13 protein-coding genes and 1 riboswitch are annotated in these 16,171 nt (G+C 49.3%); of the genes, 8 read left to right on the top strand and 5 right to left on the bottom strand.

The annotated features are described in order from the left end of the window. Positions 1 to 10 precede the first annotated feature (10 nt). Positions 11 to 1,171 (bottom strand): S1C family serine protease, encoded by a 1,161-nt coding sequence (locus M3152_RS12740; RefSeq protein WP_251695557.1) that lies wholly within the window; start codon positions 1,169 to 1,171, stop codon positions 11 to 13. Between the two features lie 358 nt (positions 1,172 to 1,529). On the opposite strand from M3152_RS12740, the gene adh reads away from it, so the two are divergent. Further along, positions 1,530 to 3,071 carry an aldehyde dehydrogenase gene (gene adh, locus M3152_RS12735; RefSeq protein ID WP_251695556.1) on the top strand — a complete coding sequence of 514 codons (1,542 nt, stop codon included), beginning with the start codon at positions 1,530 to 1,532 and terminating at the stop codon, positions 3,069 to 3,071. 48 nt (positions 3,072 to 3,119) lie between these two features. After that, positions 3,120 to 3,482 carry a DUF779 domain-containing protein gene (locus M3152_RS12730; protein WP_251695555.1) on the top strand — a complete coding sequence of 121 codons (363 nt, stop codon included), beginning with the start codon at positions 3,120 to 3,122 and terminating at the stop codon, positions 3,480 to 3,482. A gap of 34 nt (positions 3,483 to 3,516) precedes the next feature. Here the strand turns inward: M3152_RS12730 and M3152_RS12725 are convergent, their stop codons facing one another. Together M3152_RS12725 and M3152_RS12720 are read right to left on the bottom strand one after the other, a co-directional pair. Next, positions 3,517 to 4,749, bottom strand: a complete 1,233-nt coding sequence (locus M3152_RS12725; protein ID WP_251695554.1) for a GDSL-type esterase/lipase family protein — start codon at positions 4,747 to 4,749, stop codon at positions 3,517 to 3,519. Positions 4,750 to 4,909: 160 nt separating this feature from the next. After that, positions 4,910 to 5,302: a thiol-disulfide oxidoreductase DCC family protein gene (locus M3152_RS12720; RefSeq protein ID WP_251695553.1), complete on the bottom strand. Its 393-nt coding sequence runs from the start codon at positions 5,300 to 5,302 to the stop codon at positions 4,910 to 4,912. Between the two features lie 202 nt (positions 5,303 to 5,504). Here M3152_RS12720 and M3152_RS12715 point away from each other — a divergent pair, with 202 nt between their 5' ends. From M3152_RS12715 to M3152_RS12700, 4 genes are all read left to right on the top strand, one after another. Then, the gene (locus M3152_RS12715) at positions 5,505 to 5,678 is read left to right on the top strand and encodes a hypothetical protein (protein ID WP_251695552.1); all 174 of its coding nucleotides are present in this window, start codon (positions 5,505 to 5,507) and stop codon (positions 5,676 to 5,678) included. A 151-nt stretch (positions 5,679 to 5,829) separates the two neighbouring features. After that, the gene (locus M3152_RS12710; RefSeq protein ID WP_251695551.1) at positions 5,830 to 7,083 is read left to right on the top strand and encodes a dicarboxylate/amino acid:cation symporter; all 1,254 of its coding nucleotides are present in this window, start codon (positions 5,830 to 5,832) and stop codon (positions 7,081 to 7,083) included. A 150-nt stretch (positions 7,084 to 7,233) separates the two neighbouring features. Further along, positions 7,234 to 8,664 carry a cryptochrome/photolyase family protein gene (locus M3152_RS12705; protein ID WP_251695550.1) on the top strand — a complete coding sequence of 477 codons (1,431 nt, stop codon included), beginning with the start codon at positions 7,234 to 7,236 and terminating at the stop codon, positions 8,662 to 8,664. 195 nt (positions 8,665 to 8,859) lie between these two features. Continuing rightward, positions 8,860 to 9,132: a hypothetical protein gene (locus M3152_RS12700; RefSeq protein ID WP_251695549.1), complete on the top strand. Its 273-nt coding sequence runs from the start codon at positions 8,860 to 8,862 to the stop codon at positions 9,130 to 9,132. Positions 9,133 to 9,349: 217 nt separating this feature from the next. On the opposite strand, the gene metH is transcribed toward M3152_RS12700, so the two are convergent. Then, a complete protein-coding gene (gene metH / locus M3152_RS12695; protein WP_251695548.1) occupies positions 9,350 to 12,787 on the bottom strand; it encodes a methionine synthase in 3,438 nt (1,145 codons plus the stop codon). Continuing rightward, positions 12,780 to 14,627: a bifunctional homocysteine S-methyltransferase/methylenetetrahydrofolate reductase gene (locus tag M3152_RS12690; RefSeq protein ID WP_251695547.1), complete on the bottom strand. Its 1,848-nt coding sequence runs from the start codon at positions 14,625 to 14,627 to the stop codon at positions 12,780 to 12,782. Before M3152_RS12690 ends, metH begins: the two co-directional genes overlap by 8 nt. A gap of 256 nt (positions 14,628 to 14,883) precedes the next feature. After that, a riboswitch (SAM riboswitch) is annotated at positions 14,884 to 14,990 on the bottom strand. Between the two features lie 114 nt (positions 14,991 to 15,104). Here M3152_RS12690 and M3152_RS12685 point away from each other — a divergent pair. After that, positions 15,105 to 15,290, top strand: coding sequence for a histidine kinase (locus M3152_RS12685; RefSeq protein WP_251695546.1), 186 nt, complete (start codon positions 15,105 to 15,107; stop codon positions 15,288 to 15,290). 245 nt (positions 15,291 to 15,535) lie between these two features. Further along, positions 15,536 to 16,132, top strand: a complete 597-nt coding sequence (locus M3152_RS12680) for a biotin transporter BioY (RefSeq protein WP_251695545.1) — start codon at positions 15,536 to 15,538, stop codon at positions 16,130 to 16,132. Positions 16,133 to 16,171 lie beyond the last annotated feature (39 nt).

The raw sequence follows: 16,171 nt of genomic DNA, 5'->3' as shown, positions 1-16,171 counted from the left end.
GTTTGTTCTTTTATTCAACCGGTGTATTGCTCGTCAATGTCAATTCAACTGTGCGTTTTTGGGAGCCGGAGTAAACGGTGAGTGTCGCTTTGTCACCGATTTTAAGTTCGGAATAAAGGAATTTGCGCAGTTCCATGGAGTTGCTGATATCGGTTCCGTTAATCGCGGTGATGACGTCCTGCTCTTTCAATCCAGCTTTGCCCGCTGCAGATGTCGGGTCGACGTTGGCGACCATGACGCCACCTTTCACTTCTTCCGGTAGATCCTGTACATAGATATACGGAACCTCGGCCAAGTCTGCAAGGCCAACGCCGATATACGGCCGTTCGATTTTGCCGTCTTTCGTAATTTGTTCGAGCAATGGAACGACGTCATTGCTCGGGATTGCGAAGCCGAGTCCTTCCACACCGTTATCCGCGATTTTTAAACTGTTGATGCCGATCAGTTTGCCATCCGTCGTCAGAAGGGCGCCGCCGCTGTTGCCGGGATTGATAGCCGCGTCCGTTTGGATTACGTTCATTTCCCAATTGCCTGCAGTCGTTTTCACGTCGATGGAACGAGATGGTGCACTAATGATGCCTTGTGTAACGGTGCCGGAGAAGTCCAAACTGAGCGGGTTACCGATGGCGACGACAGGATCGCCTGCGCGTAATTTATCGGAATCCCCGAATTCAAGGGCAGTGTCGACAAGTTTGGCATTGATTTTGAGAACGGCAAGGTCGGTCAATGCATCACTGCCAATCAGCTCCGCAGTTTCCTTCTCGCCGCCTTGCAATGTCACTTCGACTTTGCCCGCGCCTTCGATGACGTGGTTATTCGTCACGATGTAGGCATCATCGCCATCGATTTTATAAATGACTCCGGAGCCGGTCCCGTATTCCGAGAGCTCAGAACTGCCGGCGAAGCGGTTACCGGCGTTTTTGAAGTTCGATACACCGACAATTCCTTTCGATGCATGCTCCACCATATCGGAAAGGGAAGTTGGAGAGTTCGCCGAAGTTGGGATGAAATTAGGCGTTGAGGTTGAACTTTCCGTAACGCTTGCCGTTGCCTCACTCTGTGTTTTAACCTGCATTATGTCCGTATTTGCCACGACACCTAGCGTTATCGCGGAACCTAGAATGCCAGCACCGACTGTTGTGATGAAACGTTTGCCGAATGAATTCGCCATAAATAAAAACTCCTCTCATATACTCGTTGGTTTTATTGTAAGGGGAAATTATGAACAAATTATTACGGGGGAATTAATAAATGGTAAACAATGGGGCGAATATACGTGACTGGTGATAACTATGCTGCGAACGGGGATTAAGTAGTCATAAGTGGTGATAAAAATGTCCTGAGCGGTGATAAACTATGCAACTTGCAATAATTTGTTTAGTCAGATAGAATAGAATTCACAGACTCTTCATTCATTACATGTAAGCGCATTCAAATTGAATAGCGCTGCAGATCAGCGCATATGGTGGCTTTGTGTGCGATTTTTGCACTTACTATAGCAATCTATAAGGAATAGGGAGGAATGGAACATGGTACAAGCTGTAGAAAATCACGTTTATGCATTTCCGAACACAGAAGGGGCAAAGGTGAATTTCAAGGAACGCTACGATAATTTCATCGGAGGAAAATGGGTTGCCCCGGTGAATGGGCAGTACTTCGACAACCCGACGCCAGTTACGGGCAAAGTGTTTACACAAGTGGCGCGTTCGACTGCTGAAGACATTGAGCTTGCATTGGATGCGGCACATGCTGCGAAGGATGCATGGGGGAAAACGTCCGTCACGGAACGGGCGAATATCCTATTGAAAATCGCTGACCGCATGGAAGCGAATCTTGAAATGCTTGCTGTTGCGGAAACGTGGGAAAACGGTAAAGCGGTCCGCGAAACATTGAATGCCGACCTGCCGCTTGCAATCGACCATTTCAGATATTTCGCTTCGGCAATCCGCTCACAAGAAGGCGGCGTCAGCCAAATCGATAACAATACAGTTGCGTACCATTTCCATGAACCGATCGGGGTTGTCGGCCAAATCATCCCCTGGAACTTCCCGTTGCTAATGGCCGTTTGGAAGCTGGCGCCTGCGCTCGCTGCGGGGAACTGCGTCGTGCTGAAACCAGCTGAACAGACTCCTTCATCCATTCTCGTGCTGATGGAATTAATCGAAGACCTTCTACCGGCTGGCGTTCTTAATATCGTTAACGGTTTCGGTCTAGAAGCAGGTAAACCGTTAGCATCGAGCCCGCGGATCGGGAAAATCGCATTCACAGGCGAGACGACGACAGGCCGCCTCATCATGCAGTATGCTTCCCAGAACCTGATTCCGATGACGCTCGAGCTTGGCGGGAAATCGCCGAACATCTTCTTTGAGGACGTCATGGCGGAAGACGATGCATTCCTAGACAAAGCAATCGAAGGCTTCGTCATGTTTGCATTGAACCAAGGGGAAGTGTGCACTTGCCCTTCGCGTGCATTGATCCAGGAATCCATTTACGATAAGTTCATGGAACGTGCGATCGAGCGTGTTAAAGCAATCAAAATCGGCAACCCGCTCGACCCTACAGTCATGATGGGTGCACAAGCTTCGACGGAGCAATTGGAAAAAATCCTTTCGTACCTTGATATCGGGAAACAGGAAGGGGCCGAGTGCCTCGTTGGCGGAGAACAGAATAAGCTTGGCGGCGAATTGGCGGGTGGCTACTATGTCCAGCCGACAGTCTTCAAAGGGAATAACAAAATGCGCATTTTCCAAGAGGAGATCTTCGGGCCGGTCGTTTCTGTGACGACATTCAAGACGAAAGAAGAAGCTTTGGAAATTGCGAACGATACATTATACGGTTTAGGTTCAGGCGTCTGGACACGCGATATGAATACAGCATATCGCTTCGGACGTGGCATTGAAGCAGGGCGTGTCTGGACGAACTGCTACCATGCCTATCCGGCGCATGCCGCATTCGGAGGCTACAAGGCATCCGGTATCGGACGTGAAAACCATCTGCAAATGCTTTCACATTACCAACAGACGAAAAATATGCTCGTAAGCTATAGCGAAGACAAATTAGGATTCTTTTGATCAAGAGATTTCCATTCCGTTTTAAGTGATTGGAAAGGAGGCATGTCCATGCCTGAACGTGTTCTTGCAACGGACGCTGCTTTGGAATTGATTGAATTATTGAAGGGGAAGCATGGCCCGTTAATGTTCCACCAATCGGGAGGCTGCTGTGACGGATCCTCCCCGATGTGCTACCCGGAAGGCGACCTGATCATCGGTGATCAGGACGTCCTCCTCGGTCATATCGGCGGAACGCCATTTTACATGCATAAAAACCAATTTGACTACTGGAAGCATACGCAGCTGATCATTGACGTCGTGGAAGGCAGGGGAGGCATGTTCTCACTGGAGGGGGTGGAAGGGAAGCGATTCCTTACACGGTCCCGCGCCTTTACGGCTGAGGAGAATGAAAAGCTCCAGCAAGAAGCATAGAAAAAGGTTCCGGGCAACCGGAACCTTTTTCGTATTATTTATTTGTTACGCTTATCAACTTCGTCAATAGACTAGTGGCAAATGCACGTGTCACAGGTTCAGTAGGGCTGAATGCAGTTTGCTCGATTACATCCTCAGCCCAGTGACCTTTTATGTCGCTGAACAACGAAGTGGCGATAGCTTCCGTGGTCACATTCAAGGATGGCGATTCCTCACTGCTGATTCCATTTTGATCTACTGCCACGATGGAAAATGCATACGCATGATTTTCCTCCAATTCCCCGACCGTGAATGAAAATACATCGCCGTCAACGGACCCGATCTTGTTACCCTCGAGAAAAATATCATACGCTGCAATCTGTCCCTCGGTAGTCGCCGCCTTCCAAGCGAGCGTGATGGAATCCGTCGTAACGTCATCTGCAATAAAAGCATCAGCGGGAATCCAAGGATAATCGACCTGGACTTTATTCCAAAATAGTTCCGCCACGACCTGATATCCATCCGGACTCAAATGGATATTTTCCGGATTCGGCAAATTGACTTTAAAATCCTTTGCGACGACATCAGCCGTTTCGACCCAATCGACATTTGGCAATTGTGCCGCCGTCTCAATCGCTTTATTCACACCGGTCAACATCTGTGCGAGCAAAGGCTGAATCTCCGCTGGAAGATGAGGATAAGGATTGTAATAGCCCATCACATACACTTGCGCATCAGGATTGATCGTATGGATTGCCGTAATGATTTTCATCAGATTCATGCCGACTTGCTTGATTTCCATCTGAAGCGCCTGCTCGTCATACGTGATAGCAAACGTCTTCGGATCGATTTCCACATGCGCAAGTACATCATTCGCACCCGCACTGATCGTAATCAGAACTGCATTGGCAATCGCGTCATGAAGTCGGATGGACTTTCCATCAACTTCCCGCGTCGCATTTTCTTCGATGTCCTTCAGTACATCCTTTGTTGTGTAGCCAGGCACAGCGAAGGTTTTATTGAAAGAATCCAAAAGCCCTGTTTCTTCCAGAGTATCCGCCAGGTAATCAGCATAGCCGTCACCAATTTTTCCGGAATGATCCATTCCCGCGGCAAGTGAATCGCCTAATGCGAGATAGCTTGCAGGGGCGACCCAGCTCGGTGCCGCAGTTTCGGTCGTACTTTCTTCGACAGTAGTGTCAGCGCTTACTATTTGGAGGGGAGACATACCAACGTAAAGCATAAGCGCCAATAATGCGGACAAATTACGTATGACCCTTTTCCCCATAATACCTCCCTTTGGAACTGTTTTTCTTCGTTTATCTGGTGACTGGAGTAATTTTTCATGTACAACCTGCAGATGTTCTCCAATTGTATGTGGATATGTAAAAAAATTATACAGAAATAAAAAAGATGCCTCTCATAATAGGAGAGGCACCGGAATATTGTTAAATAAATCGTTTCCTTTCATCCGGAGAAGGAAGCATGCAAGCCCCTTCAGTCTTGCCGAACCATCGATAACGGTTGCGGGCAAAATAATCGTAAAAGCCGTCACGGATTTTACGTGGGACGAGTATAAATAGAAATAACAGATGCCATAAACCGTCCAACTTCTTTGCAATATGGAGGGCGGCGGACGATTTTGTGTATGCCTTTCCGTTTTCTATCAACACGATGCTGTCGACATCCTTCGGAATGTTAAATTGCTTCACATACTTTTCGCCGGTCTCGCTTTGCAATGAGGAAAAAAGGAAGTGGGCAGCAGGATCCCGTTTTATTATGAATTGGACACTTGAATTGCAAAAGTTGCATTCCCCATCGAATAATACAATCCGCTTCATCGTAACGTCTCCTTCCGACATGCTTAGTATTATTATATCCTTATTGAGCGAAAAGAAACGCAATCTGCAATTCTTTACTTTAAACAGAAAATTTGGTATAATAGTAGTAACGAGGGACGGTCCCGCGACTTTTCCTATTGTGGTTATCGTCTTCATTTCACGTCACATTTGCCTTGGGTCCCAAATGAAGGAGAGTGATTGAATGGAACGCGTATTCATTGATCCGTACGAAATGGAACTGAGACAGGATCCTGATTTCATCGCATCGCTTGAGATGATCGACGAAGGTTCGCCTGTCCACTATCCGCAGTATACAAAGAATAGGAAAGAAACTGCCGGATTTACTCCAAGAGAATTGCCGCAAGTATATCAATAATAAAGAATAACTCCAGGGCTGTCTCCTATCAAAGGGGACAGCTCTTTTTATTTTGAGAAAACGAAGTTTCACAATTACGAAAATAAGGGATAGATAGACAGATAGCATTTTACTTTATTATTTCCGGGAAATAGATAGAGGAGGAATTGCCATGAAGTTAGCACGGAAAATTATCATCGCCCTTATTGCCGGTATCGTTGTCGGACTGATTCTGAACTTGTTTGCCCCGGGAATTTTCGGAGTAGCGGATAAGTACCTGTTCAAGCCGTTGGGAATCATCTTCCTGAACCTCATGAAGATGCTAGTCATCCCGGTCGTTTTCGTTTCCATTGCGCTTGGAACGATTGGCATAGGTGATCCTAAGAAGTTAGGAAGGATTGGCGGGAAGACGTTAGGATATTTCCTGGCTACAACCGCAATCGCCATCGTCATTGCCCTCTCTTTGGCCCTCATGCTGAAGCCGGGTGCAGGAGGGGACTTTGATACGTCAGGCGCGAATTATGAAGCGTCAGAAGCACCGCCTGTCACAGACACGTTGTTAGGTATCATCCCGACGAACCCGATCACTGCAATGGCGGAAGGGAATATGTTGCAGATCATCTTCTTTGCGGCTCTGGTCGGATTCGGGATTGCAATGCTCGGCAATCGGGTGGAGCGAGTCACCGAATTGCTGGAGCAAACTAATGAGCTAATCATGTACCTCATCACCTTTGTCATGAAGTTTGCGCCATACGGAGCTTTCGGCTTGATTGCTTCAGCAGTCGGCAGTCAAGGGTTCGACGCGCTCCGGGCGATGGGAATGTATATGGTTGTTGTCCTAGGCGCTCTTCTTATCCATTCGATCGTCGTCTACGGGGGCTCGGTGTCCTTGATCGGCAAGCGGAATCCGGTCTGGTTCTTTAAAAACTTCTTTCCGGCGCAGGTCGTCGCCTTCAGTACGGCGAGTTCCGCGGCAACGCTCCCGATTTCCATGAAGACCGCGCAGGAGAAGCTGAAAGTGCCTGAATCGATCAGTTCCTTCACTCAATCGTTAGGTGCGACAATCAATATGGACGGAACGGCAATCATGCAGGGGGCGGCAGTTGTTTTCATCGCCCAAGCTTATGGCATTGAACTGTCAATGGGGCAGTTGCTCACCGTCGTCCTCACCGCAGTCCTTGCCAGCATCGGGACGGCTGCTGTGCCTGGCGCAGGACTGATCATGCTGGCGATGGTGTTGACATCTGTCGGCCTGCCTGTCGAAGGAATCGCACTCGTCTTAGGGGTCGACCGACTTCTTGATATGGTACGCACTGCCGTCAACATCACAGGAGATGCAGCATGCGCAGTTGTCGTTGCTCAGACGGAGGGGGTCCTGGGCGATCCTGATGATGACCGGGTACCGGCTAGTACGGGAACCGTCTGAAGGATAGTAAACCGTTCTCGATATGGCGAAGCAAATGAGGCTATAAACCAAAGTGATAAAGGGCAATATGAGTGATGACGAGATTGAACAGGCATAGTCGTTCTGAAGCTGCAAGAAGAGAACTGACTCCTGTCACGAAGGATGAGAAAGATGAAACGGACGATTGTATGGTTTCGAAAAGATTTTCGATTACACGATAACCCTGCTTTATGGGAGGCGGCGAAAGAGGGGATCGTCATTCCTGTCTTCATTTGGTCTGAAGAAGAGAAGCGGGAATATGCGGAAAGTGAAGCATCCTCATGGTGGCTCTATCATTCGGTGGCAACTCTTGAAAAAGGGCTTCAGGCACATGGCTTGAAGCTCTTTATTAAATCCGGAGATGAGTTTGATGCGCTTGTCGAGCTGATGGAAGAAACGGATGCAGAAGCCGTTTATTTCAATGATCGTTATGAGCCTGCCGAGCGGAGCGAGGGGATGAGGATCACGGCGCAGCTCGAATCGATTGGGAAAGAGGTGCAGATATTTCACGGACAGCTCTTATTCAATCCTGAATTAGTGAATAAACTAGGCGAACCTTATAAAGTATTCACTTCTTTTTGGAAAAGGTGTATGCAGGAGGAGGTAGCCCGCCCGCTTCCTGTTCCAGTAGGGATGAAAGGGATAGAGCAGGAAATTGAGACGCTTGCCTTAGATTCATTATGTGTATTGGACAAGAATCCTTGGCATCAGAAATTCGATAAGTATTGGAAACCCGGTGAACAAGCAGCCATTGAACAATGGGAACAATTCTCGGATGATGGCATGTTTTATTACGGAGCGGAAAGAGATTTGATCTCAAGTGGCACCTCCTCCATGCTCTCTCCTTATATTGCTGCAGGCAATATAAGCGTGAAGGCGATGTGGCATTCCGCAAGAAGCATCTATGAGGAAGTGCAGGGCACGTCAGTTCAATCGATCGATACGTTTCTCAAACAGCTTGTATGGCGTGAATTTGCCTATCACCAACTCATCCACTTTCCGGACATCACCCGGATCCCGTTGCGAAAGCAATTTTTGGAGTTCCCTTGGCAAGGCACGGCTGAGCAGCTTATGAAATGGAAAAGGGGACAGACAGGTTATCCGCTCGTCGATGCAGGCATGCGGGAACTTTGGGAGACGGGCGTCATGCATAACCGTGTGCGAATGGTGACCGCGTCGTTTTTAGTCAAGCATCTGCTGATCCCGTGGAGTGAGGGCTATAACTGGTTCAAGCATACCCTCCTCGATTTTGATACCGCCAACAACGCAATGGGGTGGCAGTGGGTAACAGGGTGCGGCATTGACGCTGCCCCTTACTTTAGAATCTTTAACCCGTTCCTACAAAGCGAGAAGTTTGACCCGGATGGCGAATATATACGGAAATGGGTGCCGGAGCTTTCCGGTCTGCAAGTTCCATATATCCATAGACCGTGGGTAGCGCCAACCTCTGTATTGGAGGACGCGGGCATTCAAATGGGCGTGACCTACCCTTCGCCGATTGTCGACCACGCTGCTGCCAGAAAGCGTGCATTAGAGGCTCTTCAACAAGTGAAAGGGAAATAAATATGCTGAAAAGGCAGAGACAAGCACACAGAACAAATGACTAGTGAATTTCCTCGTCCATGGTCGCTCGCCCGTATGTCCCGTCCATTTTTACATGTAATAGATAGGAGGGGGTGAGTGAAGATGATGATGCACCATGGACACTGTGGAGGACATTGTGGAGGGCGTTGCGGAGGACATTGTGGAGGAAGCCACATGCTTCCTATGAACCAAATGCCGCAAATGCAACCATTGCAACCAATCGTATGCCCGACACAATGTCGTTTTAATGACCAATTCTTCCCGGTAGAACAACCGTATATTCATCCGATTGTCAACGTCAATAGGACGCATCCTGTTGTCACGCCGCGGCACTATTTTACGGAGACAACGGAAAACGTAATGGGCGCACCAGTTTATCCTGGTCAAGAGCCTGGTTTCGGTAGAAGGGGCAGAGGCTTCTTCGGCTTCGGGAGAAGAGGGTTTTAATATCCAAACCGCTGTCACCGGCGTCGAGCACATCGACAAGGGGACAGCTTTTTTGTTTTTCAAATCGCGTCGGGGGGAAATTCGGCGCATAGTGCTATCCGCGCTCAAGAAGTGTTGTTCCGCGCTTAAAGCGTTGCTCTCCATGCTCAAAGTACCGCCTCCCATGGCCAAACCCGCAAAAAAAAAGCCGCCCCCGCAATGGAGGCGACTTCAATCTTCAATCTACATTAAAATACCGCGCATCCGGGTGCGCAAATACGATTGCGGACACTGATGCTTCCGGTTCCATCATATATTCTTCCGTCAAATGCACGCCGATGTCTTCCGGCTTCAGCAAACCGAACAGCTTCGACTGGTCTTCGAGGTTCGGACAAGCAGGATAACCGAACGAGAAGCGCTGCCCTTGGTATTTCGCGGCGAACCGGTCGCGCATCGTAAAGTCGGTTGCGTCCGGGAATCCCCATTGGTCCCGGATTTCCTGATGGATGCGCTCAGCGAACCCTTCCGCGAGTTCAAGCGCCGTCGATTGGAACGCATGGCTTTCAAGGAATTTCCCTTCGGCTTTCAACTGGTTCGCAAAATCACGCACGCCGTGTCCTGCCGTCACTTGCATAAGTGCCACATAATCCATTTCACCGCTGTCGACCGTTTTCAAATAGTCGGCGAGGCAGAGGAATGGCTCCTTGCTTTGACGGGGGAATGTGAAGCGCTCGATTTCCGTCTTCGCATCAATCGGATCATAAATGATCACATCGTCGCCGTCCGCCTGTGCGGGGAAGAACTGATATAGGCCAGATGCAGATAAGTTGCCTGACTCGAGGAAACCCGTAACCATTTCGTGAAGCTGCACAGCGCGCGCCTCGCCGTCCGTAAGCATCTTGTCGACATTGCCGCGCAACCCTAAATGATGGCCGATCAACGTCCGCATATTAACGTACGGATATAAATGCGAAACGGAATAATCTCTCAAAACACGCCTGCGCAAATCGGATGGCACGAAAACAGGCGCATCTTCCCGCACCGTCTTCACTGGCCTTGGCAACACTGCAACCGCTGTGTCGCTCGCCGCCCGGATCGCTTCCGACTCGAGGCGCTTCTCCTGCTTCTCGACGAGTTCGTCCAACAATGCCTCCCTGTCGACGCCTTGCAATCGGTTGGCAAGTTCCAACCCTTGCATCGCATCCTTCGCGTAGATGACAGGTCCATCATATTCCGCCGCAATCTTCGTCTCCGTAAATCTACGTGTCAACGCAGCTCCTCCGACCATGACAGGAGTATCAATTCCCGCCGCCTTGAAGTCCTGCGCGGTAATCACCATTTGCTGCGCCGACTTCACAAGCAGACCGGATAGCCCGATAATGTCAGGCTTCTCCTTGCGAATAACGTCAATCAACGTTGCAGGCGTCACTTTGATGCCGATGTCGATGACGCGGTACCCGTTATTGCTCAAAATGATGTCGACTAGATTTTTTCCGATATCATGGACATCCCCTTTGACCGTCGCCAAAATGATCTTCCCTTTACCGGAATCGTCCTCTTTCTTCTCCATGAACTGCTCGAGGAATGAAACCGACGCCTTCATCACTTCCGCGCTTTGCAACACTTCCGCAACGATCAGCTGGTTATCATTGAACAGCCGTCCGACTTCCGACATCCCTTCCATAAGAGGTCCATTAATGACCTCGAGCGGGCTATCGTACATCTTAAGCGCTGCTTCAAGGTCAGGGATCAAGCCTTCCTTCGTCCCTTCGACGACATAATACGCGAGCCTTTCAGGAACCGTCTTCGGAATATCATCCTCGGTTTTCTCCTTCTTTTTATCCCGGTAGAAAGCAGTGAAATCCGCAAGCGTCTGGTCCGTCGTCGTGAACAAAAGATCATTCGCAAGCTTGATTTCATTCTCGGGAATAGAAGCGTACCGTTCCAACTTCTCTGTATTGACGATTGCGTAATCGAGTCCTGCCTGGGTGCAATGATACAAGTACACCGCGTTCAGCACTTCACGGCCGACAGGGGGCAGCCCGAACGAAACGTTGCTGACACCTAGCGTCGTCAAGCAACGAGGCATCTTCTCCTTAATCAGCCGGATGCCTTCGATCGTCTCAACTGCCGACCCGATGTATTGAGCATCACCTGTTCCGACAGGGAATACGAGGGGGTCAAAAATGATATCTTCAGGAGCGATTCCCCATTTGTTCACAAGCAGATCATAGGAACGTTCCGCGACTTCGAGCTTCCGTTCGCGCGACACCGCCATTCCGATTTCATCGATTGTCCCGACGACGACAGCCGCACCAAACTTTTTCACAAGAGGGAGAACCGCATCGAATCGCTCTTCTCCATCCTCTAAGTTGATGGAGTTGATGATTGCTTTTCCTTGGGAGAATTTCAACGCCTCTTCAATGACATTTTCATCCGTCGAGTCAATGACGAGTGGCACTTTCACCTTCTTGACGACTTCCTGCATGAACTTCTTCATGTCTTCAAGCTCATCCCGATCCGGATTTGCAAGGCAGATATCTAGTACATGGGCTCCGCCGCGCACTTGCGCACGCGCAACCTCCGCCGCCTCTTCGAATTTTTCTTCGACGATCAGCCGTTTGAACTTCCTTGACCCGATGACGTTCGTCCGCTCGCCGATCAACAGCGGTCGCATCGATGACTCATACAATAACGGTTCGATGCCTGAAACGGCGTGCTCATGCCCGTTTTCAGGTTTTTGGCGCGGGGCGAGGCCGTCAACCGCTTCCCGTAGCGCTCGGATATGGTCAGGCGTCGTTCCGCAACAGCCACCGACCATATTCAGCCAACCTTTTTCCGCAAATCCTTTCAGCTTCAATGATAAGGATTCAGGTGATTCATGGTAATGACCTTCCTCGTCCGGCAAGCCCGCGTTCGGGTAGCAAGTAACAAAGCTTGTCGCCAAATCGGAAAGAGAGCGCAGATGATCGGTCATGAATTCCGGCCCTGTCGCACAGTTCAATCCGACTGACAGCGGCTTGATATGTTCGATTGAAATATAGAAAGCTTCGATGCTTTGACCGGCCAACGTCGTTCCCATCGGCTCGATCGTTCCCGAAATCATTACAGGTAGCTCGATGCCCGTTTCGTCAAACGCTCGCTTGATTCCAATCGTTCCCGCTTTCACATTGAGCATGTCTTGGCTCGTTTCCATTAATAAAAGATCTGCACCGCCCTCAATTAATGCTTTTGCTTGGACGTAGAAATCGTCGGAAAGCTTATCGAAAGTAATGCCCCCTGTGACGGAAAGCGTCTTTGTTGTCGGACCGATTGCACCGGCGACGAAACGCGGCCACTCTGGTGTCGAGAAGTCGGCTGCACACTTTTTCGCGATTTCCACAGCCTTTTTATTAATTTCAGAAGCCTTATGGCCGAGGCTGAATTCGTCCAGTACGAGGGGGGTGCCCCCGAACGTGTTCGTGCAGATGATATCCGCTCCCGCCTCCAAGTAGGAACGGTGGATCCGGTCCAAAATATCAGGCCGTAAAATGTTCAGATATTCGTTGCACCCGTCATATTCCTCTCCGCCGAAATCGTCTTCTGAGAGGTCCTCCGCTTGCAACATTGTGCCCATCGCTCCGTCTATGATGAGGATTCTGTTTTTCAGTTGTTGTTCGATTGGGTGTTTAGGCATGGACAAACTTCCTCTCCTTTTCCGCGTCTAACTCTTTAATATGGGTGATCAGTTCCAATGACATGTCGTACCGCAGGAACGGTGTAATGATGTAGATGCCATTGAAAAGCTCCGCTGCCGTGTCGATCAGTTCCTTCGCGATTTTGATGCCTTCCGCGGTCGCTTTCTCGCGGTCTTCGCCGCAGGCAGCCATCCGTTCCAGCACCTCTTCGGATAGCTTGATGCCCGGCACTTCGTGATGTAGGAATTCAGCATTCCGTATACCCGTAAGCGGCATGATGCCGATGAAGATCGGCGTATCCAAATGCTTTGTAGCCTCATGTATATCAACGATCTTCTCTTTCGTATAAACCGGCTGTGTAATGAAATAATCCGCCCCGCATTCGATTTTCTTCTCGAGCCGCTGGACAGCGCGGTCGAGGACGCGGACGTTTGGATTGAAAGCCGCTGCGACCGAGAACTTCGCTTTTTTACGTAGCGGCTTTCCTGTGAAGGAAATCCCTTCGTTCAGCTGTTTGATGAGCTGCAGCAATTCCATGCTGGAGACATCATAGACGCTAGTCGCTCCAGGGAAATCGCCAACCTTTGTCGGGTCGCCTGTGACGGCAAGGATATCATGAATTCCTAGGGCGTCGAGCCCCATCAAATGGGATTGCAGACCGATCAAGTTATGATCGCGGCACGTTAAGTGGACGAGCGGCCGAACGTGATGCTCATGTTTCAACATCGATCCCATCGCCATATTGCTGATGCGAGGGGAGGCGAGGGAATTGTCCGCCAATGTGACGGCATCCACGCCGGCTGCATGCAATTCGTTAGCGCCTACGAAATACTTTTCCGTCTCCAAATGGCGTGGCGTATCGAGTTCCACGATAATTGTCCGTTCTGTTTTCGCTTTGATGTGGAGCGGCTCGTGTTTTGCAGGCTCCGCTTCCCGGATGATGATCGGCTTCTGCGGCGTGACGGTCTTCTCTGTCACTGGCTTCAGTCCAGCCAATTGCTTTTTCGCAGCGGCGATATGCTTCGGTGTCGTTCCGCAGCACCCGCCAATCAGACGGACGCCTTCATTCCGAAGGAGCGCGGCTGCGCGGCCGAAATAATCAGCCTCGGACGCGTAAACGATTCGACCATCCTCAACATCTAGCAAACTTGCATTTGGTGCGGCGGACAAAAATGCACGATCCGGTATCGTCACTTTTTCAAATGCCTGGATTGTATGGAAAGGACCTAGTCGGCAATTGACACCGACGATATCCGCTCCCAGCGTTTCCAGCTGATGAAGCGCGTCATTCAGATGCATCCCGTTTTGCAATACGCCCGGCTCATCCATTGCGACTTGCGCAATAAGTGGTAGATCCGTCAGTTTCCGCAGCTCGGTGACGACTGTCGATAACTCTTCAAAGTCATAATATGTTTCCAGCAATAGTCCGTCGGGATCGCCTGAAAGCAAGGCGTCTGCCTGCTCACGGACCATCGTCAGCACTTCGGCAAGCGATGCATCGCTTTTCCTTATTCCGCGCAGTCCTCCGATCGTCCCAAGCACATATTGATTGCCGGGTTCCGCAGCGCGCTTCGCAATTCGAATCGCCGCCTCGTTGAGTTCCTTCACCCGGTTCTCCATTCCATAACGGGCAAGCTTCAAGGAATTGGCGCCATATGTATTCGTCTGGATGATATCCGCTCCTGCGTCGATATATTCGCGATGGATTTTCTCAATGATTTCAGGCTTCTCGACGTTCAATTCCTCATAACTGAAGTCGATGCCGTATGAATAGAGCAACGTCCCCATCGCACCGTCCGCCACCAGTACGTTATCTTTCAACCGATCAAGCAATCTCATAAGAAATCATCCTTTCTTCATTCGAAGTCCCGAACCTGCGTCATCAAGCCTGTAAAAACGCATAAATCGCAAAACGGACGCATAAATCCACACAGACACGCATAAATCCAAAAATCTACGCATAAACGTCTTCAAAAACGCATAAATCCAGAAACTCACGCATAACCTCATCTTACCAAGACGAAAAATTTAGACTGCAATGAAAAATAAAAAAGCCTTCGTTAAAAAAGAAGGCTTTCAAGCGAATGCTCGCTCCTTCTCATCTGCCAAGCCGAAACAGGCCTGCTGGAATTAGCACCTGACCGTAACCGGCTGGTTGCTGAAGCTTCGACGGGCCAGTCCCTCAGCTTCTCTTGATAAGAATTAAATATGCAGTTGTTTGAATAATTTAAAACATCATATCGTTAAATGTTTGATACGTCAATAGTCAAATTATGATAGAATCGGCATATGAACTTAAAATAGAAGGTGAATACGTTGAGGATTTTCAAATTTTCCATTCCGATCGCACTTCTTGTTGCCGGGATTTCCTGGTGGATGCTCCATAAAAACTTTCAGGAAGTTCCAGGGACTTCCAGAGTTTGGATAACAGTAGGCGCAGCTATATTAAGTGGAATCATTGCCCATTTTTTATTTCCGAAAAGTGAAGACGAAGAACGATAAGTCATTATGGACTGCCACCAAAAGTAGAAATCCTACTTTTAGTGGCAGTTTTTTTAATTAAGGAAACCCCGCGTCCAAAGCAAGCCGCTTTGCTTCCAAAGAAGCCACTCCTGCGTCCAAAGCGGACCACCTCGCGTCCAAAGCAAGCCGTCTAGTTTCGTTGGTTAACTCAAAATAAATATAGGTTGACACAAATTGAGTTAACTTTTATTCTATTTACGATAACTAAAATTATGAGGTGGATTATGACAACAGCTACAGTGAAAACAAAAAGCGGGATGAGTGCGCTCAGTCTCGTCTATTGCGGGATGTTTGCGGCATTGATGATGATCGGGGCGAATATTACATTTTTTGTGCCGTTCCTCGTTGTTGGTGGGGTTCCGATAACGCTGCAAACCTTCTTCGCCGTCTTGGCGGGTCTCCTTCTTGGAAGCCGGCTCGGTGCAATTTCCATGACGGTTTACATGGCGCTCGGCTTGGTAGGCGCGCCGGTTTTCGCAAAATTCCATGGGGGCTTCGGAGCAATTCTTCTTCCGACATTCGGCTTCATCGTCTCATTCATCCTTGTCGCGTACGTAGTAGGGAAAATTGTCGAAAAGAACGGTAGTTTGCGCAGTTATGTCATCGCGGCTCTTGTAGGACTCGTCGTAAATTATGTCATCGGCACGAACTGGATGTACTTTGCATACAAGCTATGGGCCGCTGCGCCGGACGCATTTACGTATAAGGTGGCATGGCTTTGGATGGTGCCTCCACTGCCGAAAGACATTCTGCTCTCGGTTCTCGCGGGGATTTTCGGTCACCGGATGTATAAGGTTCTAAGAATAAGGCGTGCACTTTAATATGTACAAAACTGGCTATCTGCAATGTGGAGCTTCCAC

It is taken from the genome of Sporosarcina luteola (assembly GCF_023715245.1).
In the GTDB taxonomy this organism is placed as follows: domain Bacteria; phylum Bacillota; class Bacilli; order Bacillales_A; family Planococcaceae; genus Sporosarcina; species Sporosarcina luteola_C.
Note: the sequence above shows the minus strand (reverse complement) of the source record. Positions and strands in the feature narration are given on the sequence as shown.

Bases quoted from the DNA above. Each gene is read 5' to 3' on its own strand.
- M3152_RS12740 (WP_251695557.1), bottom strand. From the start codon at position 1,171: ATGGCGAATTCATTCGGCAAACGTTTCATCACAACAGTCGGTGCTGGC.
- adh (WP_251695556.1), top strand. From the start codon at position 1,530: ATGGTACAAGCTGTAGAAAATCACGTTTATGCATTTCCGAACACAGAA.
- M3152_RS12730 (WP_251695555.1), top strand. From the start codon at position 3,120: ATGCCTGAACGTGTTCTTGCAACGGACGCTGCTTTGGAATTGATTGAA.
- M3152_RS12725 (WP_251695554.1), bottom strand. From the start codon at position 4,749: ATGGGGAAAAGGGTCATACGTAATTTGTCCGCATTATTGGCGCTTATG.
- M3152_RS12720 (WP_251695553.1), bottom strand. From the start codon at position 5,302: ATGAAGCGGATTGTATTATTCGATGGGGAATGCAACTTTTGCAATTCA.
- M3152_RS12715 (WP_251695552.1), top strand. From the start codon at position 5,505: ATGGAACGCGTATTCATTGATCCGTACGAAATGGAACTGAGACAGGAT.
- M3152_RS12710 (WP_251695551.1), top strand. From the start codon at position 5,830: ATGAAGTTAGCACGGAAAATTATCATCGCCCTTATTGCCGGTATCGTT.
- M3152_RS12705 (WP_251695550.1), top strand. From the start codon at position 7,234: ATGAAACGGACGATTGTATGGTTTCGAAAAGATTTTCGATTACACGAT.
- M3152_RS12700 (WP_251695549.1), top strand. From the start codon at position 8,860: ATGCTTCCTATGAACCAAATGCCGCAAATGCAACCATTGCAACCAATC.
- metH (WP_251695548.1), bottom strand. From the start codon at position 12,787: ATGCCTAAACACCCAATCGAACAACAACTGAAAAACAGAATCCTCATC.
- M3152_RS12690 (WP_251695547.1), bottom strand. From the start codon at position 14,627: ATGAGATTGCTTGATCGGTTGAAAGATAACGTACTGGTGGCGGACGGT.
- M3152_RS12680 (WP_251695545.1), top strand. From the start codon at position 15,536: ATGACAACAGCTACAGTGAAAACAAAAAGCGGGATGAGTGCGCTCAGT.